This window comes from Flavobacterium plurextorum, assembly GCF_002217395.1.
GTDB classification, from domain to species: domain Bacteria; phylum Bacteroidota; class Bacteroidia; order Flavobacteriales; family Flavobacteriaceae; genus Flavobacterium; species Flavobacterium plurextorum.
On sequence record NZ_MUHD01000003.1, the window covers coordinates 16391 to 38523 of the forward strand.

Below are 22133 nucleotides of genomic sequence, written 5' to 3' on the forward strand. Positions count from 1 at the left end.
TGGCCCCAATATCAATAAGTTTTATTGCGTAATTATGGATTTGATTTGTAAAATTTACTTAAACCTTATCCAGCGGTTTTCTTTTTTCTTCTCTAATTTGCTTGAAATGACTTGGTGTTAACCCGGTTACTTTCTTGAACTGATTACTTAAATAAGCGACACTTGAATAATTTAAACGCAAAGCTATTTCGCTCAGCGACAACTCGTCATAAACTAAAAGTTCTTTTATTTTTTCGACTTTTTGTGCAATAAAATATTTCTCTATTGTAGTGCCTTCAACCTCAGAAAATAGATTAGAAAGGTAATTGTAATCATGATTGATTTTTTCGCTTAATATATCCGATAAATTGTTCTTTGTGTCATTATCCTGATGATGTACCAAATCGATGATAATATTTTTTATCTTTTCAATAATCCTGCTTTTCTTATCATCTATTACCTCAAAACCTAAAGGAACCAATACTTCTTCCAGCGAATTTCTTTCGTCAGAACTAAGTTCTTTTGTCAAACTCACTTCTCCAAGTTTAATATTTGTAAAGTCTAAACCGAGTTTTTCGAGCTCATTTTGAACTACCATTATACAGCGATTACAAACCATATTTTTAACGAATAATGTACTCATATCTTTATTAGATTAGAATTTTATTAAATTATAGCACCAACAAATCTAGCACTAAAATTCAATTAACCATCCAATAAATACAGACTGTTTAAGTATTCGTTCTAAAATTTAACCGATTTTGTAACTTGTATTTCCTCTGACTATTTATAAAAGTAAAAACACTGATTAAACGAATCTTAAAAAAAATCCGTTTAATCAGTGTTTTCGTGTAAGCGAATCCGCTTTATCCGCGTTCTGGTATACTAGTAACTCTTATAATTAATCAGTTATTACAGCTTCGAACTTCTAAATCATTCTGACTGTATACACTTAAAAAGTCACAAATTTTACTCCCAAACTGAACCATCTTGACGGAAGCGGAACTGCTCCAACTTCGTAATAAGTGGTGTTGAAAATATTTTGTGCATCTGCATATATGGTTACTTTTTTAATAGACTGGCTTACTCTAAAATCATTAATCCAGTATGATGGACCAGTTATTCTTTTATTAAAACGGGTTGCAAATAAAGCCGTAAATTTTTTATGCTGAAAATCGATTGTATTTGTTATTTGATGCTCTAAAGAAGAAACCAAATATTTAGCATACAAATCATCAATAACATCTTGAAATTTAAAATCTAAATAAGAATACGCCAAATTAATGTTTAGCCTAGAATCACTAGAAAAATTAACTCTATAGTTCGTACGCAAATTAAAACCATTTGTATTCAGATTTCCGTAATTGTTACTTTGCCACGGCTGAGTGGTAACATCTCTTGTCCAGTCTATAAAATTGCTGATCTTTCTGTAAAAATAATTGGCATTAAAACTAAAATTCTGCTTCGTGTATTTGAATCCAATTTCGCTCTGAAATGCGTTTTCGGTTACCAAATTTGGGTTACCAATATTCCCAGGACGTTGATTTAAATACAAATCTGTAAACGATGGTATACGCTGACTTGTTCCAATATTTCCAACAATTTTAAAAGCATTCGTAACCGCATAACTTGCATCAAGTCCCGGATAAACCTGCCATTTGTAATCGGAATTATAATTAAGATATGTACCTAAATTCACATCTAACTTTTCAATAAAAGTAGTTCTGTACTGCAGATAAATTCCAAAATTTTCTCGATCATGATCTCCAATGTTAGACGAAGTAATATTTTCATTTCGAAATTCGGCACCAAAGCCCAATTCTCCCTTTTCCATCTTATAAGTGGTATTAACTTCGGCAGCTAATGAGTTGGTATAATGCTGACTTCTTCCTGCTTTTAGATTGGAAATCCCAAAATAACGATAATCATCATAATTATATCTATAGCTCACTCGAGGCATAAGTGCCCATTTATCCGATAATTGATGTTTCGATTGTACAGATGCAAATGTAGTTTGTACAACTTCACTTGAATTTCGGTCACCCGGAGCTGCATAAAATCCGTTTGCACCAAAGCCATTATTGATATAACCAAATGAACTTAAAATTTCATTTTTATCGTTAATCTGATAATTACCTTGATAAAATATTTTATTATTTTCGAATGCCGTATTGTATCTATATCCGTTGCTTTTATCGTGAGAAGCAAAAAGCGAATGTTGTTGTTTCTCTTTACTTAAAACTCCTCCAACCTGAATTCCCGTACCATAAAATGTATCACCTGTATCTTGCGTATCCTTTTCAAAATTAGAACCCGCATAAGTATTTACTAAAAATCCAGATTGCGCAGGCTTTTTGGTTATAATATTTATCGCTCCCGTTAAACTATTTATTCCATATGTAAGTGCCGCCGGCCCGCGAATTATTTCAATTCTTTCGATTACTTCAACCGGAATAGGCAGATTAAGCATATTGTGTGCCGTTTGCGAATCGATAATTTTAGTTCCGTTTATAAGCACAACAGTCTGCTCAAAACTTCCGCCATCAATACTCACATCAGCTTGGCTTCCAAATGGGCCTCTTTGTCTTAAATCGACACCATTCGCATATTGCAGAACTTCTTGAATAGTTTTTCCAGGCAATTTTTCAATCGCTGCTTTATCAATTACATATACATTTCTATTTTTTTTAGATATAGGCGTGCTAAATCTATTTTCGTTAATTATTACCTCGTCAATTTTAATAGTGTCTTTTTGAACCTGAGCGTACAAACTAACACTCATAAAGGTTAATAAAGCAAAATAAATCTTTGTCATTTTTTTTAATTTTTTGCAAAAGTAGTATCTTGCCGTACTACTAATGTGTACCAGTTTTATAAAAATGGATAGTCCGGTTCAAATTCCCTTCAAAAGTTTCATTCAGCTTAAGCCTGAAGAATCCACTGCTATATATCTACAAATCGTTTTTGAGTTTATAAAAGCGATACAAATTGGTTTACTTCCTGAAGGCACAAAACTTCCGGGAACACGTATATTATGTACATTATTAGAGGTTAATAGAAATACACTTATTAAAGCTTTTCAGGACTTAGAATTACAAGGCTGGATTGAAATTTTACCCAATAAAGGAACATTTATCTTATCGGAGAAAAAACAAAAAAACAAAGCTGAATTTGTTCCGACTGAAAATAAAAACACATCAAAAATAAGTGAACCTTTTACTTTTAAACGTTCTACAATTCTAGAGAATCCTAAAGAAACCAGCACTCTGCCTTATCAATTTAATGATGGATTACCTGATTTACGACTCGTTCAAACTGATGTTCTGGCGAGGCTTTATGTTTCTAAATTAAAAAGAAAAAAACACACCGAAACCTGGGAACAAATTCAAACGCAATCTCATCTAAATTTTAAAACTCAGTTCTCTAACTTTCTAAATCTAACACGAGGCATACGCATTTCGACATCAAATTTACTTACTACTTCTAGTCACGAAGTCAGTTTGTATTTAGTCCTAAAATTACTTATTTCTCCCAATGATAAAGTTGTTGTCGCATCTCCGGGCTACTATATGTCGAATATGACATTATCTGACAGCGGCGCGCAAATAATCTCGATACCAGTTGATAAGGACGGAATTGATACGGAACATCTAAGACAAATTTGCGAAACACAGGAAATCAGATTATTGTATCTTACGTCAAATTATCATTATCCTGCAACAACTTCTCTCAGTGCCAAAAGAAGAATGGAAGTACTTGAATTGGCTAATAAATACGGGTTTGTTATTGTTGAGGATGACTACGATTTTGATTTTCATTATGATAATAATCCAGTATTGCCTTTGGCAGCTCTAGATTCTAATGAAAGAGTCGTTTATATTGGATCATTCGGAAGATCTTTACCTGCAGGTTTTGGTTACGGATTTATTGCTGCGCCTTCAGCGTTTATTCAGGAGCTAGAAAAACATCAAAATATTCTTGAACCTAGTATTGATGTTATTAAAGAGCAGGTTTTAACGGAGTGGATTACGGAAGGCGAAGTTCATCGTCTTTCAAAAAAGAACAAAAAAATCTATAAAGAACGCCGAGATTACTTTGTTTCATTGTTAAAGGAAAAATTAGACGGCAAAATCAAATTCCAAATTCCTGTTCGAGGTTTGGCGATTTGGGTTGAATGGCTTGACAGCTTTAATTTAATAACGCTTCAAAAGCAATGTATTGTAAATGGGTTATTCCTGCCAAAGACAATTTTATATCAAACAAAAGATTTAACTGCTACACGTTTAGGCTTTGGACATTTGGACAAAACAGCAATGGAAAATGCTGTTGCTATTTTAAGTCAGTCTCTCGAAGAGATCATTTAAAACTGCAGTACTAAGAGTTGATATTAATCAAAATATCCCATAAAGAAATGCTTCTTATGGGATATTTTTTTGATTATAAAAGAAGTTTTAAGCTACTTCTTCTACTTTTAAGATTTCGAATTTTAAATCGCCTTTTTTAGCCGGCCATTCTACTAGATTTCCCACTTTGTATCCTACCATTGCAATACCTTCATCTGAAAGAATTGAAATTTTATTTTTACTTACTTTTGTTTTCTCAGGACCAACAAATACAACTGTTTTTTCTTCATTTGTTGCATGATCTTTGTAAGTTACTCTTCGATTTACTGAAACAATATCTTCTGGTAAATCTCTTCTTAATACTTGTGTTGCTTTTTTAAGTTCATCAAGCAGCAATTTTTCTTCTTGTAAGGTTACTTTTTTTCTTCTTACATGATCTTTAATTAAATCGTATACTCCTGTTGTTAAAATGATATTTTGTAATTGTGACATAACTTTCTGTTTGCTCCATTTTTCATAGGTATGATATATAACTCATCATTGAACCATTTTATGGCTCTTAAGCGTGTAAATTCAATGATATCCTAATCCTAAATAAAAATTGAAGATTAAATAAATGAGCCGTCTGAATGAAAGAATCCCTGTCTAGAGTTTTGACAGGGCTTAATTAATAAACTCTTTCGAACTTTTTAAGAAAGTATCGTCGTGCAAATATAATAACGTGCCCATAAGGCGCATCAAGCGATTATTTTTTAAATAAAAATTTGAAATAGTCATTATTACAAGTGCTTTTAACTTAGTGCAAGATACCTCTTTTTTTGAAAGAAAAAAAATCAAAAAACCAAAATAGATTTTACTTAAAATAAAAACATAAGTAATAAGACATATTCTTTTGTATTACAAATATTTAAGAAACTAATAAATCTACATAAACAAATTAAAATTTGTAGAAATTTATTTGCCGCACATTATAAAAATAATACCGCAAAAAAAACATCCTAAAAAAGAAAAATTCTTCTTTAGGATGTTTTAAAATTTATAAGTATTGAATGCGTTTAAAGCCTTACGTAAGCTGCTACTTGCACTATATTATTTACGGTATTAATGTTTTTTCCAAGTATGTATTGATTCATATAACCTGCTTCAACATCAAACTTAGGACTTAATCTCCATCCTAGTGCCAAATAAGCTCTATTTTGATCGAAGAAACTATCGTTTGGAGCGTTCTGAATATTCACAAAAATCTCATTCTGTAATGCTAAAAATGCTCCGTTGGTAAAATTAGCTGTCTCTGACAATGGAAAAATAGAACGGGCAAAATAGCGTAATCGCTGTGCAAACTCAAAGTTATCAGTCACAAGTTCGTTTTGATCAATCACTGGTTGTCCCATAAAACGCTGCTCTAATCTAAAACGGTGCTGTAAAGTAACTGGACGGTTAGATAATGTGAATTTTTGATTAAAAATAAACTGCTCCCATATTCTGTGCTCAGGTATCCAGCCATCAACATCCATAACGCTTCTGTGGTTTCCAATATAAGCATAACCAACTGTTGCAATCATATTATCTTTTACATGATAATTTAATCCTGGACGAATAATATAGGACTGCATATCTTTTAGTTCATCCGTAGATCTTGCTTGTCCGTCAAAATGAATACTGAACTTATTATTTAATTTATAAGTCGAAAATAAAGCTCCCCATCCTGTAAAAGTATTTTGTGTCTGGGCGTTTGCAATTGTACTTAAGAGTAGAAAAAACAGGCTTATAAAGCTGATGAGAGGTAATCTAAAAATCATTTTTTATCAAATTATATGAGGAATTGCTAATTTAAATAATTTATAATTTAATTACGCTTTTTGCATTGTTAATTCTTGTTTTATTTGTAAAAATCAAATTTTCATGAGTTTTTCTTTGCTAAAAATATTAAAATCGATTTTACTGTTTTATATAAATCCTTAATATTAAATCATATTCTGTTTCTGTGATTATTTTCTATTAGAAAATAATAAAGTAAATCTTTATAAATATTAAACTTAAATACTATTATTTAATGTTATAATTTAAGTACTATTTCTATAAATTTCTTTTCCTTTTGACTCCGCTTTTTTGTTATAATTTTCCTATCTTTAAGTATTACATATTCTTTTATAAAACAACATGATTGAAATTCTAAGCCTTGACAAAAATCACTTCCCAAGCGGATACAGTGTACATTTAGTAAAATCTCAAGAGAGCACGCTCTTAAACAAATCCTTTAGAAGTTCGTTCTATCAAATGTTTTGGCTGAAATCTGGAGAATTAACGCTTAACGTAGATAATAACCTTATAGATATCAATAAATTTGAATGTGGTTTTATAGGCATAAATCAAGTATTTAGTGTTGACACAAAAACTAGTTTTGAAGTACTGCTTGTTTGTTTCGATGAAGCCTTTTATTGTCGTACAGATCTTGACAGACAGTTTTTGTCTTCATGTGTGTTTTTTAATTCAGAGCATGCCTTAAAATATAAACTTCACAGCTCCTTAAAAAAGATTATAGAGCAATACTATCAATCTTTATTGCACTTATGCCGAAAACCTTTTGATGACTTAATGTATCACTTTGCGCATAATACGGTAGAGCGGCTTTTACTATTCTCTCAGAAAGAATTATTAGATAGAGCTTACAGTCCTATTGAAACGTTTAAAAAGGGAGATGTCAATATTGCAAACCACTTTAGAAAACTAATAAAAGATAATCTAAAGCAAACTAAACTTGTAAAAGATTATGCCGATTTACTTAATATCCCAGTAAAATCTTTAAATGAAATATGCAATTCGATTTATGGCATGCCGCCAAAAAAAGTAATTACTGAAGAAATTGTAATCGAAAGTAAACGTTTACTGCGATACACTAATATGAGTATTAAAGAAATAGCTTTTGAACTCTCGTTTTTGGATCCGAGTAATTTTATTCGTTTTTTCACAAATGCTGCAGGAATGTCGCCCACAAACTACAGAACACAATTTGAAGAAAAAAGAGTTTACATTCCTAAAAATAAACTTGCTTAAATAGTGATCGGCCTTTAGTACGAATAACGTTCAGAACAGTTCTCTGAAGGGTTTTCTGCTTTAAAACTACACCAATACTTTTATTTAACTTATTGTTATAATGCATCTTAAATAAAAGTTAAAGTCATTTTATGTCTTAAAATGACACTAAAAAGTCTTCTTTTGACTTTGACTTTCGTTACGCACGAAAGTAATTTTGCACCAAATAAATTAAGTCTCTACTATTTAGAACTTAAACTTAAAAAAAATTATAAAATGAAAAATTTTTTAATGGCTGCATCATTTGCAATTATTGCGTTGTCAACAAGTTCTGCTTTTGCACAAACAACTAATTTAAACGTAAATGTTGCAAACGTTTATTCTATCGAAGTAACTAATCCAACAGTTACTATCGGGATGAATACTGCAGCAAACTTTACAAATGGTAACACTACAGGTACTTTACCTAATCATGTTAAAGTAAGTGCAACTAATGGCTACAAAGTAACTATTCAGGCTGCTACAGACTTGACATCACCAGGTAATGATGTTATCCCAGTATCGACTGTTGTTGTTAAAACTACACCGGGTACTTTCTCTGGTGCTGCGGGCAGTATTGATGCAGGATCAAACGCTGCTTTCCCTGCAAATGCTCCAGCACTTAGCGTAACTACTCCTGTTGAGCTTATTTCATCAACTACAGGTGATATTCGCGGATTCAATGTACAGTACACTATTCCTCCGGTAAGTGCTCCTGTATACTTAAACAAACCTGAAGCTGTTTACAGTACTTTGCTTACTTACACTATAGTAGCAAACTAATAATAAAAACTTTTAATAAAATGGCACTAATCTGCTTTATGCGGTTAGTGCCGTTTTTATCTCTATTATTTTCAGAATTAGTTGTTTTCTGGAGGGTATTGTTTAACCATTTTAGAAATATAATTAGGCTTGAAAACTCTTAAAAACATACAAGATTTATTTTTACTGCTTTGTCCTATAGCTGCAATGGCACAAAATATAGGTTCTGCGCAAACACAAGTAAATGTGACTATTGCGCAAGTACAAAGCATACAAATTTCTCAGCCTACTGTTAATATAAGTATGGCTAAGCCTTCTCATTTCCTTTTGGGAAATGATTCTGGACAGCAAACGAATCATATAAAAGTGAGTTCGAGTACGGCTTATGAAGTAACTGTAAAGGCAAGCACGGAATATTTTTCTCATAATGGAAATAGCACTTCGTTACCTGTAAATACAATTGCTGTAAAAACAGTAACCGGCAGTCTTACAAATTCTACTGCTCAGCCGCCCGCTGGACTTCAAGTAGTGCCTCAAATTATGCTTTCGGCACTGCCTGCAACTATTATAAAATCTCCTGCAGGAGAATGGGGGCGCGGATTTCATGTGAACTACGCAATACCTGAAACAAAATCACCAAATTATCTTAATCGCGAATCAGGTACATATAGTACTACAATTATGTACACCCTAATTCCGCAATAATTGGTATATTTACTAATAGCAAACAATAAAAATATGAAAAAATTTATATTGGTTTTAGTTGGGTTATTCATGGCAAATCAGATTCAAGCTCAGGCAGGAATATCTGTATCGCCAGGACGTTTATATTATAAATTAAATTCTGGAGCATCAGGTTCTCAGTATGTATCTTTAACAAATCCTACAGATAAAGAACTAGAAGTAGGTGTTTCTTTTAGCGACTGGGAATATGAACCGTCTGGCAACAATAAAATTGTACCAGCAAATACGCTTCCAACTTCATGCACTGATTGGATACAAATATTACCGTCATCATACTTTGTTGTAAAACCAGGAGAAACTAAACAAGTTGAAGTGCTTTTTAAAGTTCCTGCATCTGCTGATTCTTCTGTACCCGTTCATACAGGAATGATTTTCTTTACACAGCTTAACCCTGGAACTGCCACAGATCAAAATGGTGCTGCGATACAGGTAACCGTAAGAATGGGTGTAAAAGTGTACCATAGTTTTATTAAAGAAAATAAAGTTCTTGTAGATTTTGTTGATTTTACAAGCTATGCTGATGATAATAAAAATAAGATCATTGAACTAAAAATAGAAAATCAAGGCGATTTATGGACTGATGGAAAGGTAAAATGGGAATTATTTAATAATAGCACCGGAAAAAAAAGCACCTTGAAAGAATCTGAATTTTACACTCTTCCAAAGGACATTAGAATCCTAAAACAACAATTACCAGCAGATCTTGCTAAAGGGAACTACACCGTTTCGGCCATTTTAACTTATGGCGAGAACGACCTTATAAAAATTGCTGAATTAGAATTTAGTCTATGAAACAAATAATAACCTTTATCGTTTGTTACTTATTTGCGCAATACACTGTTAATGCTCAGTATATGCTGGGCGCCTATAATAATGGACAGCCTGTATTTTCTACTTATTCAGAAATGGTATCAGGAAAAACACTTAACAGTCAAATTTCTATTCCAATACAGTATTATGGTTCTAATATGGATGTAAATGAATGGAAACTTACTGCAAGACTTACACAGGATTTTACCAGTGAAGTAAATAGTGCCTACACTGTAGGTGCTCAATATGCTTATTTAAAATTTAACAGTCAAGAAAACAGCGGATCAGCAAATGGAATATTTATCAATGTTCCAAACCAAGTATTTCAGCTGAGCAAATACAATGAAATTACCCTTATTCATAGCAATGTAAACTTAAATGGTGCCGTAAACAGACTTTTTAGATATAACTTAACCATTCAAGGAGGAAATCATTTATTGGTAAGTCCAAACGGAATGTATAATACATCATATGAATTTAAGCTTTATAAAATAAGCAACGGGACAGAACAATTAATTGGCATCTACACCTCGCCGATTGGTGATGCAAGGTTTCAGTTATCTTTTGGAGGAAATTTTGGAAGTCAAAGCGTTATACTTCAAAATGGTGCGCAGCAGTTTAACTTAAACTACAACACTCCATCTGATTACACCGTCGAAAAATCGGTTACAATTCCAAATGCACTGCGAGTTAACACTTATAATTCACAACTGGCAGTAGAAGCTTCAGGTGATTTTATATCATCAACATCATCGCAGACACTGCCGCTTTCTAACTTAAAATTGCAATTAAGTACAAATCAAACTTATAAAGGATTACAAATAATTTCTCCTGTAACATTGGCAACGACAACACAGCCTATAGCGATTAGATCCAGCAGTACTCCGCAGGACATAACCTATAATGTGAAATTTTTTATACCAGCCAATAGTCCGGGACTAAATGTTAATCCGGGAACATATAGTACTCGTGTATATTTTGTAATAATGCCTAATTAACCTTTTTATAATGCTGAGTAAATTCTATAAAATAGTATTGTTTCTTACTATTTTGGGATCAAGTTTAAACGCTTGGTCACAAAATGGCAGCTTTACTATAGAATTTACAAACAATAAAATTGAAACAAGCAGCAAAGGAGTTATAGAGGCTTACGTAAAAATTGTAAATACCAGTTCCAATACTATTGAAGGAACTTTTGATACAAGCAGCAGTCACGAAGATATTTACCTTTCACAGCGAAAATCCAAAAATATTACATTGGCCGCTCACGATAGTATTTTTATTCCAATAAAAGCTATTGTTGCCGCAACAGCTAAAGCAGGAAATAAAAGCACTATAGAAGCCGTATTTACTATTGCTGGAACTTCAGTTTCTAAAAACGTTTTTTTACCCGTTTTTATTCAAGAACGAAAACTGGTAAAAGTGATGTTGTTGGAAACAAACATAATCTATGAAAGAGCTGGCGATAGTCTAGCAATACCTATTCGTATTTCTAATGAAGGTAATACCGCTCAAAAAATCACCATTTTAGCCCGTTATCCAGATTTTATAACTCGAAGTGCAATAGAAAATAAGGATATAAATATTCAGCCATTTACTGATACTACTGTAGTCTTGAAAAAAATCGTAAACAAGACTATTTTAAATCAAGAGGATTTTACTATAAATATTACAGTACTGTATCATAATGGCGATATTATTACTAACGGTACAGTAAGAGCTAGTTCTATTAGACAGGATCGAAGATACGTTATGCCTTATAATCCCGATTATAATTATGCCTTTAATCAATCCAATCAGGTTACAGCAAGCGTGCAGCATAACAGCGATAATACAAATGCCTATTTTTTGTATGCCAATGCTCGGGCAGAAATAAATAAGGGAAGTTTGCAGGCAAATTTAGACATGAACTGGTGGGAGAATTCAGATCAAGTCTTTTTAAGAAATACCTGGCTTGGTTACAGCCAAAAAAACTTTGGAGCTACAATTGGAAACGTATCGAAGTTTTTTGACATGAATCTAATTGGAAGAGGTGCTGAAGCTTTCTATAAACCCAGCGAAAAAAGTACTATTGAAGCTGGTGCAATCGACAAAACGTTTAACCTCATTGATAATCCTAGTTTGTCTTTTGGTAAATCGGCGTGGGCTGTATTTACCCATAATAACGGATGGATGCAGAAAAATGGTTATGAGAATACAATTATCTATGATGATGACACCTATTCCAGAACCAAGAACTACTTGGCATCATCTCGCTTTTCATTGTATACATCAGAAAATTTCAACCTTAGATTTGGCGGTGCTGTAAGTAATCTTACATCAAATATGGAAACTGGAAACAAACTTGGCGGTGCAGGAGAACTTCAGTTTAATGGTAAATTTAAAAATTTGTTCTACAGCAGTTCCAACTACCTTAGTTCTGGTTATTTTTCAGGAATGAGAAAAGGAGTTGTAAACCTAAATGAACGAGTGAATCTCCCTGCAGGTAAATATAATCTTTGGGGAGTTTATAATTATTTATCTGCAAAACCAGAAGCTTTTGGAAATCAGTTTACCTCTACGCATTTTTCAACAGCACGTTATGATATTGGAGCGTCACGACGATTTTCTTCATTGGTAGTATCGCTGTCTCCTTATTACTATACTGAGAGTCGTAAAGAACAACTCATCAGCACACTTACGCCAGAAGAATATTCAATGAAAGCAGCCCGAATGACTTTGGGTTTAACCTACTTTAATGCTCCTACAAAACAAAATTTATCGTTGTCTTTTGAGGGCGGACTTTTTTCTGCTAATACTATCGAAAATAAAGAGTTCCATTTTAAAACCAATTTCATTTACAGCTGGAAATTCTTTAATCTTCTAGCCTTTTATCAATACAATAACTTTTATCTAGGAGAAATCATTGCCAACTCACAGTTAGGCATCAAAGATACATACACCAATTTAACCATCTCTCCTACTTTACAGCACAAGTTTTTTAATGATAAACTGAATGTTAATGTTGGAATGGTTTATTCTAAAAACAGCATAATAAGTGAATCACTTCAGTTTAATGGACGTTTGGATTATGATGTAACAAAAGATTTTACCATTTTTCTTTACAATTATTACAGCGATTTTTCGACTAGTATAAACACTCTAAATACGATTCAAGTTGGACTTACAAAGCGCTTTAATCCTATAAAGATTGATAACTCAAGAAACGAACTTGAAGTTTATGTTTACTATGAAACGGGAAACAAAAATGAAACAACTGCTAAAAATACACCAGCTGTAAACCAACTTGTAATTATTGAAGGAAAAGCGTTTAGAACTGATAGTAATGGAATTCTAAAATACAGATCGTTACCTGCTGGTTCATATTCTATAAAACCTGTTAATACAAATGAATGGTATGCTGACGAAGTAAAAGTAAATGTAAATGAAGACACTAAAATTGCTATTGGCTTAAATAAAACAGCTGCTATAAAAGGATCAATAACTTACATTACAACTGACAAAAGCTTTGATATAACAAAGAAAAAAGGCGGTCTGCCGCTTATTGCTATTGGCGATAATGGTAAAGCATTTACAACCAAAACAGATGAGAACGGGAACTTTGTGTTGTATGTACCAAAAGGATCATACACCGTAAGTCTTGAAAAAACGGGTCTTTCAGAATATGTTGAGGTTGAAGACAATAATCAGATTGTAAATGCCGAACCTAATACTATTAAAGAAATAAAATTTACTTTAAATATTAAGGAGAAACGTGTAGAAACAAGAAAATTCAGTTCCAGCGGTTTTAAAAAACAGTAGATTCCTTAAATCAAACTAAAAATTAATTGTTGCGATTTATTGCAAAAAAAAATACACCTGACATTCTATTTAAATGCCAGATGTACATACAAATCAATCTTAAAAACTAATTTTTATTTTACGGTATAGGTCATTCGGTTTGCCTCGCAAACCCTGAAATAACCAAGTGCAAAATTGTTTGCGTCAGTGGTATTAATAATATTTCCTCTTATATTACCCGGTGCCGCAGCAAACGGATTTGAATTTGTTACTTCCAGAATTAAACTCATATAATTAGAGAAATTTTTAGAAATACCGCGATGTGTAATATTTAAAACTTTTCCCGGCTTTAAGTCAGTATCTGTAAATTTTTCATTTATTTCATTTCCATTAATAAATTCATCACTTGTAGAAGTATATTCCGGAAAAGGCAGAAAATCAGTTTTATAATCTGTCAGATAATAATTTGCCTGATCAGCAGGGTCTTTATAATAAAATGTTACCACAATAAGGTCTGGTCCTGTAATATCGGGCATAAATTCCTGATCTATTTTGTCAATTGGCGGTACACTAATTAATTTTTCAGTCGCTGTTAAACTCTGTCCATCAACGTCTACAAATAATTTATATTCCATATTAATTGCAGGAACAAAATTAGTACAGACATATAAACCCGGCTCAGATTCATTGAACTTAAAAACAACTCCATTGCTATTCTCCACTCTTACCTGTGCTCCAGAAACCTTTGGCGTAGTAGCACTGTAATAAGGAGCCATTCGGGTTATTTTTATTGATTGCTGGCTGCCGTCAGTTCCTTTTTCCCAAATGATTTCGGCATCAATTACTATTTTGGGATCTCCTGTTTCTAAATCAAGTTCCACAACCTTATCACAAGATGAAAAAAGTAAAACAAAAAGAAGACTGAACAGCGTAAACGCTTTACTTTTAAAATTGTATTGTTTTAATCTCAGCATACTATTAAAATTTAAAATTATAAGAAACCCCAGGAACTAATCCGTAAATAGACAATTGTCTTGACTCGTTCATTCCTGTATCATTATTTTGTGCAAACGTGATCGACGCCGCATTTTGCCTATTGTAAAGATTGTAAATACTAAATACCCAATAGCTTTGCCATCCTTTCTTTTTATCTGGTTTAGGAGTATAAGTTGCGCCAATATCTAAATGATGATAAGTTGGAAGTCTGTTTGAATTTCTCAACGTATAGTTAGGTATATTTCTTCCGCCAAATTCATAATAACCATTTGGATATGTTACAGGCTGACCTGATTGTAAACTGAAATTAGCATTGAAAGACCATTTAGGATTGAATTCGTAATTTGCTGTAATATTCAAATTATGCAATTTATCATAACCAGACAAATACCATTCGCCATTGGCAATACCTGGTTCTTCAGGTGTTCTTCCAGGTGTTTTTTGTTCTGCTTTAGACAAAGTATAAGAAACCCATCCTGTAAAACGACCGGTATTTTTTCTCAATAATAACTCCATACCATAAGATCTGGCTTTTCCATTCAAGATATCTTGTTCAATATTATTGTTACCTAACAAATTTGCTCCATCAATGTAATCAATACGGTTTTGGATCTTTTTATAAAATAATTCACCTTCAAAAGAGTACTCTTGTTCCTTAAAATTTTTAAAATATCCTACTGCATATTGATCCAGCAATTGTGGTTTTGTAAAAGGTCCGCTTGGCGTCCAGATTGTCATAGGCAAAGGAGCACGAGTATTAGACAACATGTGGATATATTGCGCCATTCTGTTGTAGCTCGCTTTTACAGAAGTTTCGTCATTAAAAGCATATGATAATGCCAATCTTGGTTCAAAATTAGTAAAAGTGCTAATGGTTTTTCCTTTTCCGTAATAAGTACTTCCAATTGGAGTTCCTTCTTCATAAATATGATATAACGGATTATAAACTACTGCTTCTCCATTTTCATAAATATTGATACTTTCGCCTCCCAAACGATTAAACATACTGTAACGAAGTCCGTAACGAAGATTCAATTTTTCTGTAATCTGATTTTCGACATCCAGATATGCAGCAGTTTCTAAAGCATATTTTTTATCTAATTGATTGTAATTATACTGAGAATCAACACCAAACGGTTTTACAGTTCCCGGATTAAAATCATAATACAAACCCTCTACACCATAATTAAGTTTAAAATTTTCTGATATCGCATGATTCCAGTTGTATTTTAAACCATAGTTGGTAATTTTACTATCCCATTCAAATTTTTGAAAGGGTATTTGCAGATTAAATTTGTAATCACTGTAAAAAAGAGAAAGATTTGTATTTAAGTTGTCCGAAAACCTATGTTTCCAACTAAACGTTCCCATAGTATTACCGTAGGTACTGGCAAAAAAATTATTAATATCAAATAAATCATTTCCCATATAACCAGAAAAAGCAATAGAATTATTTGCTCCTAAACGATAATTCAACTTAGCATTAATGTCATAAAACATAACCGAACTTTTAATATCAGTAAGTTTTAAAAACAAATGCGCATAAGAAGCACGTCCAGCAATAATAAACGAACCAACATCTTTTTTTAATGGCCCTTGCACTAAAAGTCGGCTTGAAATAAGACCAATGCCCCCGTTTACTTTATAATCAGTAAGATCACCCGTTTGCTGGCTTACATCAAGAACAGAGGAAACACGACCACCAAATTTAGACGGAATACCTCCTTTATATAAATCTAATCCGCTAACGACATCTGCATTAAAAATAGAAAAGAAACCAAACATATGTGAATCACCGTATACAGGAGCGCCATCTAGAAGAATTAAGTTTTGATCAGCGGCACCTCCACGCACGTTAAAACCAGAAGAAGCTTCGCCCGCATTTGTAACACCCGGTAAAGTCAATAGTGATTTTAAAGGATCCGGTTCCCCCATCGCCGTTGGTAATCTTTTAATTTCTGCCATCGAAAGCTTATTAACACTCATTTGCGTATTCCTAACATCAACAGCTTTGTTTCCCGTAATTACAACCTGCTCCAGCTCGTGACTATCTGGCTCCATGTTGAATCTTACCTTAGTGTCATCAGAAACAGTAACTTGCTTTTCCTTATTTTTAAAACCAACATAACTGATTACAACCGTATACGTGCCTTTATCCAAATCCACAGAAAACATTCCGTTTGCATCTGTCGAAGCACCTGCAGCAATTTCTTTAATGTAAACATTTGCGCCAATAACAGGTTCTTTGTCTTCATCAAGAACTTGTCCTGTCAGCTTATTTTTTTTTTTAGTTGTTTTTGCAGCTTTATGTTTTACGAAAATATTATTCCCTACAACCGAAAATTGAACCAATGCAGTCTTATTAAGCTGATTGATAACCTCTTTTACTTCAACATTGTTATAAACACCTTTTTGAGTAAAATATTTCTGATTGGTATTTATCTGATCCGTAAAGGCAAATTTATAATCCGTTTGATTTTCAATTTGCTTAAAAAATTCTTTTAATGTTACTGTCTGATCTACAGTTACGCTTATGTTTTGGGCACATATACACCAACTGAATAAAAAAAAGCATGTTGAAATTATACACTTCATGAAATTTTGTATTTTTGAATATTATTAAATAGACAGCTCCGTGCTGTCTTGACTATGGGAAGGATGTTTAGTTTCGCGGCTAGGACATCCTTTTCTTTTCTACTGAAAAGTAATTTGCTTTAATTTCTCATTTACTTCAAAGTTTAGGTTATACATTTCTGATATTAATTGAACAATTGTTTTTAAATCTTCCTTTTTATTTATTCGTACTGTAATTCTCTGGCTGCGATATTCCTCTGGAATAGTCACTTTATAACCATAATTTGTTTCGATATAAGTGCAGACAACGCTGAGTTTTTCGTTCTCAAAATCCGTAAACCTGTTAAAATGAGATACTGAAGCTGTTGTTTCTCCGTAAGTAAATTTTTCACCCGGTTTAAGTATCCATTTTTTATCTTGGTTTTTCACACTCATCTCAACACTTCCTTCAAAAAGCTCAACAGTCACTTCTTTTTTAGTATATCCCTCAACTGTAAAAGAAGTTCCTAATACCGTAGTTGTCGTTTCGTTACAAAAAACCTGAAAAGGATGTTTCTTGTCTTTCTTAACTTTAAAATAAGCCTGACCAGTAACTTCAATTTTTCTGTCAACAGCAAAATTATTGGCATACACAATTTTAGAATTTGGGCTCAATTCTACACTTGAACTGTCCGGCAAAGCCACAATTTTTAATATTGAAGTCGAGTTTTCAATTGTAACTCCGGCAAGATTTACAGCATTACCCGTAACATCTTTATTAAAGTAAATTCCAGTACCTATGAAAATAAAAACCAGCACCGCTGCGGCCGCTGCATAATAACGCCATGGCTTAAACTTTTTTACTTTTGAAGGAAATGTTTTTGCCTGAAATGCTTCCCAAGAAGCTTCTTTTTCACTGTCAGAATGCGCAACAGGAGTTTCGTCCCATATTTTTTTCAATTCTTCCTCTAATTTCTTTTCATCCATATCTTTTGAGCGCTAAAGTTTTTGACAATGAAATCCTTGTTTATTAAAAACGCCATAAACCATTTCTTTTATTTCTCTATTGGTTTCAATTCGCAAAATTTTATTAGAATCCTCCAAATCAAAATTCATGATACAATCAGAAATGATAAACTGCAGAAGTGCAACCATAAAGCTTGCATCTTCCTTGCTTTTTACATCTGTTTTATAAGATTCAATATGCATTTTAAGTTCTCTTTTTTTATATATAACAAACGAGAACAGAAAAGTTCCTAATGATCTTCTATTTTTTTTCGAATAAATTTACTGGCGAGATAAATATGATTGGCAATAGTCTTTTCAGAAAGATCTGTAAGCTCTGCAATCTCCTTATAGCTAAGGTTTTCCAGTTTATGTAGTGTAAATATTTTTTGCTGCTGTTCAGGAAGCTGATTTATGAAGTTGTACAATTTTTCTTTTCTTTCTTCAAAAACTGTGGTATCAGTATCTTCCTCTTCAAATTCAAATCGCAGAGAATCAAGTTGAACTACTTTGTTTTCTCTGTTTACATGATTAATAATGATGTTCTTGCATATGGTAAACAATTGCTTATCAAATAAAACATCTTCATGGAGCAATTCTCTCTTATCATAAAGCCTTAAGAAAGTTTCCTGAATAAAATCCTGCGGAGTAAGAACTGTAAAATCAAATCGTTTTGCAATACTTATCAGCTTATCGTAGTAACTAAGATATGCTTTCTTAAAAGCCTCCTCATTACCATTCTTTAAACTTAATATAAACTTTCTATTGTCCATAATGCAAATACGATAATTAGTCTTAACTCAATGTCTAAAATAATATTGTATCTTAAAATTGGCATCAAAGACTTTTTTACTTAGTTCTTTAAGCTAATCTTAAGCTGCAAAGTACAGGAATTTAATTCGAAAAATGAGCAGACAGAAAAGAAAATAGTACAAAAAAAGTATTCTTTTCAGCTTTATTTATGCTGATAATCCCAAAAAACACAAATTTTTATCTTACAAAAAATAAGCGTATTTTTAACTGTTATTTTCTTTTTAAAATTCAGTTTTACAATTGACAATCATTCTTTAAAAAAAATCGTTAAAAAATACAGAATACAGAACTTATAAATTGTTTTTATAATAAATAAAGTAAATAAGTCCTTTCTATGAGAGAAATAAACCAAACCGAAACTGCTCTGCACTCGCTTCAAAAAAGAATTGTTGCTTTTTTCTCGAAAAACGGGAAATTGTTAGGTCAGATTACCTTGACTTTAATTTTCTTGACAATTGGTTTTTGGTTTATAAAAGAAGAACAAAGTGAATTGTATCAAATAAAAAACAGTATTGCCACAGCACAGCCAAAATGGGTTCTGATAGCTTTGCTTGTCACAATTCTATATATTTTTCTGCAAGGTTTATTATATGTAGTTTCATTTTCTGCCATTGGAGCAAATATCAGCTGGAAAGATGCGAATGCTTTATTCATAAAAAGAAACTTTATTAGTGTATTTCTTCCTGCCGGCGGTATCACCTCACTTTTATTCTTTACGGAACGTTTGTCAAAAAAGGGAACAACGAAAACGGAAATTCATTTAGCTTCTGCTCTATACGGATTTGTTGGAATTTTATCAGTTGTACTTCTTGCAATACCTTTGTTTCTTTTTTCTCTATTAAAAGGAAGCATCGGCTATAGCGAATGGCTGGTTTTAGCACTTGTTATCTTTATTCTGCCATTACTTTTTGTTTTAATTAATTCGATAATTCAAAAAGGAAGTTTCTACAAGTTTCTGCTGAAAAGTTTCCCAAAAACAGAACCTTTTATTACCGATTTACAGCAACATAAAATCAATAGAAAAAGCTTTCTTAAAATTGTACTTTGCTCTTTATTAATTGATCTTACAGGAATTATACATATCTTCATCGGCATGAAAGCCATCCAGCTCGAGGCTTCTATCTTGGCAGCTTCAATTGCATATGTAGTTGCTGTAATCTTTTTAATAGTTTCTCCTTTATTAAGAGGTCTTGGCGCTGTCGAAGTCTCAATGAGCTATATTTTAATTAAATATGGTTTTAATAATATGGAAGCCGTTGCGATAACACTGTTTTACCGCGTTTTCGAATTTTGGCTGCCTTTACTTGCCGCCGTATTTTTGTTTGCATCAAGAATACAAAAACTAATTTTGCGAATAGTCCCTGCACTGCTTTTGTTCATACTTGGTGTTATAAATATTATTTCGGTTGTTACGCCAGCCATTCACAGCAGGCTTTTAACGCTTAAAGATATCCTTCCTATTGAAGCGATACATACCTCAAACTATTTGGTACTCACCACTGGTTTATTTTTATTAGTAACAGCAGCTTTTATGCTTAAAGGACTCCGAATGGCTTGGTGGTTTGCCGTATTATTATCCATAATTTCATTGATTGGAAACCTTACAAAAGCAATTGATTTTGAAGAATCGACTATTGCTTTTTTAGTACTTTGTGTTTTAATTGCAACGCGAAAAGAATATTATATAAAAGCCAACCCAAAACTTGGACTTATTGGCTTACAAACCTCACTATTAAGTATACTTGCTGTCTTAATTTACGGAGTGCTTGGCTTTTATTTCTTCGACAAAAAACACTTTAACATTGATTTTAGTTTTATTGAATCGGTTCGATATACTCTTCAAAACTATTTTCTAATTAGCAGTGATAACCTGCATCCAACAGGAACATTTGCGATGCATTTTTTACTATCGCTCAAAATCAGCGGATTTCTTTCTTTCGCCTTCTTAATTTTCACATTAGTAAAACCTTCGATTCTAAAAAACACAGTCACTGCACAAGAAAAAGAAATTGCCTCTGCACTTTTAGAACAATACGGTAATTCAAGTTTAGATTATTTCAAAACCTATTTTGATAAACTGCTTTTTATTTCAAAGAATCAAAATGCGTTTCTTTCTTATAGATTGTCAGGAAACTTTGCAGTTGTACTAGAAAATCCCGTTGGACGTGATGAACAAGAAATCCGTTCCTGCATTCTTGAATTTGACCAATATTGTTATGATTATGGCTTAAGAAGCATGTTTTATCGCATACCAGAAGCAAACTTAAAAATGTACACGCAAATGGGCAAAAAATACTTTTTTGTCGGGCAGGCCGCTGTTGTAAATCTGCAGGAGTTTAATCTTGAAGGACAAAACAGAAAATCCTTGCGCAATTCAATAAAAAAGATCACAGATTTAGGTTTGCGCGCTGTAATAAACGAGCCGCCAATAAAAGACAGTTTATTGCAGCAACTAAAAGCCGTAAGCGATCAATGGCTTATTGAAACTTCACGAAAAGAAGTGCTTTTTTCTCAAGGAATTTTTCTTTGGGAGGAACTCAAAAAACAAACCATTATTACAGTAGAAAATAACGAAGGTAAAATACTTGCGTTCTTAAATATCATTCCCGATTATAAGAAAAATGAAAGCACGTACGACTTAATCCGAAAAACAAATGATGCGCCAAATGGTATTATCGATTTTATGATGGTAACACTTTTCAATCATTTAAAAGCACAAAATGTTTCCTTTGTAGATCTTGGTCTTGCGCCAATGAGCGGAATCGAAAATCCGCAGACTATTCAAGAAAAATCAATGAAATACGCTTATGAAAAACTAAAATCATTTTCGCATTACAAAGGTCTTCGAGATTTTAAAGATAAATTCTCTCCTTCATGGCAAAATCAATATATCGTTTTTAATGACGATTATGACCTGCTTCAAATTCCGCAGGTTTTAGCAAAAGTAATTAAAAGTTGAGTTGAAAGTCATAAAGTTGAAAGTCTTAAAGTCGAAAGTCATAAAGTCATAAAAAAGAAATTATTGGGATTAAATTATATCTTATTCTTTTAAAACTGTTACTTCTTTGTTTTGTTTACTCATTGTATTTTTTACATTACTTAAATTGCCTCCAGTTTTAACTATAGGAGAAAAATTAGTTATAGATTCAGGCTTTAGCCAAATTTAATCTAATACGATTTGACTAAAGTCATTCTCATAATTTACTATTCACATCCAGATAAAGCTGGACGCTATTCATTTTCTTTCTTCTTTTCAAAGTGCCAAAGGACTTCTTT

17 protein-coding genes are annotated in these 22133 nt (G+C 32.5%); 8 read left to right on the top strand and 9 right to left on the bottom strand.

The window, feature by feature from the left end; genetic code table 11:
• Window positions 1–58 precede the first annotated feature (58 nt).
• Window positions 59–622, bottom strand: coding sequence for a helix-turn-helix domain-containing protein (locus B0A81_RS01190; protein ID WP_089056304.1), 564 nt, complete (start codon window positions 620–622; stop codon window positions 59–61).
• 309 nt (window positions 623–931) lie between these two features.
• A complete protein-coding gene (locus B0A81_RS01195) occupies window positions 932–2794 on the bottom strand; it encodes a TonB-dependent receptor plug domain-containing protein (protein WP_089056305.1) in 1863 nt (620 codons plus the stop codon).
• 64 nt (window positions 2795–2858) lie between these two features.
• Between B0A81_RS01195 and B0A81_RS01200 the strand changes: the two genes are divergently transcribed.
• Window positions 2859–4343 carry an aminotransferase-like domain-containing protein gene (locus B0A81_RS01200; RefSeq protein ID WP_089056482.1) on the top strand — a complete coding sequence of 495 codons (1485 nt, stop codon included), beginning with the start codon at window positions 2859–2861 and terminating at the stop codon, window positions 4341–4343.
• 87 nt (window positions 4344–4430) lie between these two features.
• Here B0A81_RS01200 and B0A81_RS01205 read toward each other — a convergent pair whose 3' ends face one another.
• Window positions 4431–4814 (bottom strand): GreA/GreB family elongation factor, encoded by a 384-nt coding sequence (locus B0A81_RS01205; protein WP_089056306.1) that lies wholly within the window; start codon window positions 4812–4814, stop codon window positions 4431–4433.
• A gap of 563 nt (window positions 4815–5377) precedes the next feature.
• Window positions 5378–6121, bottom strand: coding sequence for a DUF2490 domain-containing protein (locus B0A81_RS01210; protein ID WP_089056307.1), 744 nt, complete (start codon window positions 6119–6121; stop codon window positions 5378–5380).
• 361 nt (window positions 6122–6482) lie between these two features.
• On the opposite strand from B0A81_RS01210, the gene B0A81_RS01215 reads away from it, so the two are divergent.
• From B0A81_RS01215 to B0A81_RS01240, 6 genes are all read left to right on the top strand, one after another.
• Window positions 6483–7376, top strand: coding sequence for a helix-turn-helix domain-containing protein (locus B0A81_RS01215; RefSeq protein ID WP_089056308.1), 894 nt, complete (start codon window positions 6483–6485; stop codon window positions 7374–7376).
• Window positions 7377–7631: 255 nt separating this feature from the next.
• Entirely contained in the window at window positions 7632–8177 is a 546-nt protein-coding gene (locus tag B0A81_RS01220; protein ID WP_123922144.1) for a hypothetical protein, read from the top strand.
• A 129-nt stretch (window positions 8178–8306) separates the two neighbouring features.
• Entirely contained in the window at window positions 8307–8861 is a 555-nt protein-coding gene (locus B0A81_RS01225) for a hypothetical protein (protein WP_123922145.1), read from the top strand.
• A gap of 33 nt (window positions 8862–8894) precedes the next feature.
• Entirely contained in the window at window positions 8895–9692 is a 798-nt protein-coding gene (locus B0A81_RS01230; RefSeq protein ID WP_089056311.1) for a fimbrial biogenesis chaperone, read from the top strand.
• On the top strand, window positions 9689–10708 hold the full coding sequence (locus B0A81_RS01235; RefSeq protein WP_123922146.1) for a hypothetical protein: 1020 nt from the start codon (window positions 9689–9691) through the stop codon (window positions 10706–10708). The genes B0A81_RS01230 and B0A81_RS01235 overlap by 4 nt, the downstream gene beginning before the upstream one ends.
• A 10-nt stretch (window positions 10709–10718) precedes the next feature.
• Window positions 10719–13511, top strand: coding sequence for a carboxypeptidase-like regulatory domain-containing protein (locus tag B0A81_RS01240; protein ID WP_089056313.1), 2793 nt, complete (start codon window positions 10719–10721; stop codon window positions 13509–13511).
• A 113-nt stretch (window positions 13512–13624) separates the two neighbouring features.
• On the opposite strand, the gene B0A81_RS01245 is transcribed toward B0A81_RS01240, so the two are convergent.
• From B0A81_RS01245 to B0A81_RS01265, 5 genes are all read right to left on the bottom strand, one after another.
• Window positions 13625–14464: a DUF4249 domain-containing protein gene (locus B0A81_RS01245; protein WP_089056314.1), complete on the bottom strand. Its 840-nt coding sequence runs from the start codon at window positions 14462–14464 to the stop codon at window positions 13625–13627.
• 4 nt (window positions 14465–14468) lie between these two features.
• Window positions 14469–17081, bottom strand: a complete 2613-nt coding sequence (locus B0A81_RS01250) for a TonB-dependent receptor (RefSeq protein ID WP_089056315.1) — start codon at window positions 17079–17081, stop codon at window positions 14469–14471.
• Between the two features lie 99 nt (window positions 17082–17180).
• Window positions 17181–18026 (bottom strand): FecR family protein, encoded by an 846-nt coding sequence (locus B0A81_RS01255; RefSeq protein WP_089056316.1) that lies wholly within the window; start codon window positions 18024–18026, stop codon window positions 17181–17183.
• Between the two features lie 12 nt (window positions 18027–18038).
• Complete coding sequence (locus B0A81_RS01260) at window positions 18039–18248, bottom strand: hypothetical protein (RefSeq protein ID WP_089055026.1); 210 nt, start codon at window positions 18246–18248, stop codon at window positions 18039–18041.
• A gap of 47 nt (window positions 18249–18295) precedes the next feature.
• Window positions 18296–18817, bottom strand: a complete 522-nt coding sequence (locus B0A81_RS01265; protein WP_089056317.1) for an RNA polymerase sigma factor — start codon at window positions 18815–18817, stop codon at window positions 18296–18298.
• Between the two features lie 374 nt (window positions 18818–19191).
• Here B0A81_RS01265 and B0A81_RS01270 point away from each other — a divergent pair, with 374 nt between their 5' ends.
• Complete coding sequence (locus B0A81_RS01270; protein ID WP_089056318.1) at window positions 19192–21816, top strand: phosphatidylglycerol lysyltransferase domain-containing protein; 2625 nt, start codon at window positions 19192–19194, stop codon at window positions 21814–21816.
• Window positions 21817–22133: the final 317 nt, after the last annotated feature.

What these genes read in the sequence shown, in the direction of transcription:
- B0A81_RS01260 (WP_089055026.1), bottom strand. Translation starts at nt 18,248, where the DNA reads ATGCATATTGAATCTTATAAAACAGATGTAAAAAGCAAGGAAGATGCA.
- B0A81_RS01210 (WP_089056307.1), bottom strand. Translation starts at nt 6,121, where the DNA reads ATGATTTTTAGATTACCTCTCATCAGCTTTATAAGCCTGTTTTTTCTA.
- B0A81_RS01245 (WP_089056314.1), bottom strand. Translation starts at nt 14,464, where the DNA reads ATGCTGAGATTAAAACAATACAATTTTAAAAGTAAAGCGTTTACGCTG.
- B0A81_RS01215 (WP_089056308.1), top strand. Translation starts at nt 6,483, where the DNA reads ATGATTGAAATTCTAAGCCTTGACAAAAATCACTTCCCAAGCGGATAC.
- B0A81_RS01250 (WP_089056315.1), bottom strand. Translation starts at nt 17,081, where the DNA reads ATGAAGTGTATAATTTCAACATGCTTTTTTTTATTCAGTTGGTGTATA.
- B0A81_RS01265 (WP_089056317.1), bottom strand. Translation starts at nt 18,817, where the DNA reads ATGGACAATAGAAAGTTTATATTAAGTTTAAAGAATGGTAATGAGGAG.
- B0A81_RS01195 (WP_089056305.1), bottom strand. Translation starts at nt 2,794, where the DNA reads ATGACAAAGATTTATTTTGCTTTATTAACCTTTATGAGTGTTAGTTTG.
- B0A81_RS01205 (WP_089056306.1), bottom strand. Translation starts at nt 4,814, where the DNA reads ATGTCACAATTACAAAATATCATTTTAACAACAGGAGTATACGATTTA.
- B0A81_RS01230 (WP_089056311.1), top strand. Translation starts at nt 8,895, where the DNA reads ATGAAAAAATTTATATTGGTTTTAGTTGGGTTATTCATGGCAAATCAG.
- B0A81_RS01270 (WP_089056318.1), top strand. Translation starts at nt 19,192, where the DNA reads ATGAGAGAAATAAACCAAACCGAAACTGCTCTGCACTCGCTTCAAAAA.
- B0A81_RS01235 (WP_123922146.1), top strand. Translation starts at nt 9,689, where the DNA reads ATGAAACAAATAATAACCTTTATCGTTTGTTACTTATTTGCGCAATAC.
- B0A81_RS01220 (WP_123922144.1), top strand. Translation starts at nt 7,632, where the DNA reads ATGAAAAATTTTTTAATGGCTGCATCATTTGCAATTATTGCGTTGTCA.
- B0A81_RS01255 (WP_089056316.1), bottom strand. Translation starts at nt 18,026, where the DNA reads ATGGATGAAAAGAAATTAGAGGAAGAATTGAAAAAAATATGGGACGAA.
- B0A81_RS01240 (WP_089056313.1), top strand. Translation starts at nt 10,719, where the DNA reads ATGCTGAGTAAATTCTATAAAATAGTATTGTTTCTTACTATTTTGGGA.
- B0A81_RS01200 (WP_089056482.1), top strand. Translation starts at nt 2,859, where the DNA reads ATGGATAGTCCGGTTCAAATTCCCTTCAAAAGTTTCATTCAGCTTAAG.
- B0A81_RS01190 (WP_089056304.1), bottom strand. Translation starts at nt 622, where the DNA reads ATGAGTACATTATTCGTTAAAAATATGGTTTGTAATCGCTGTATAATG.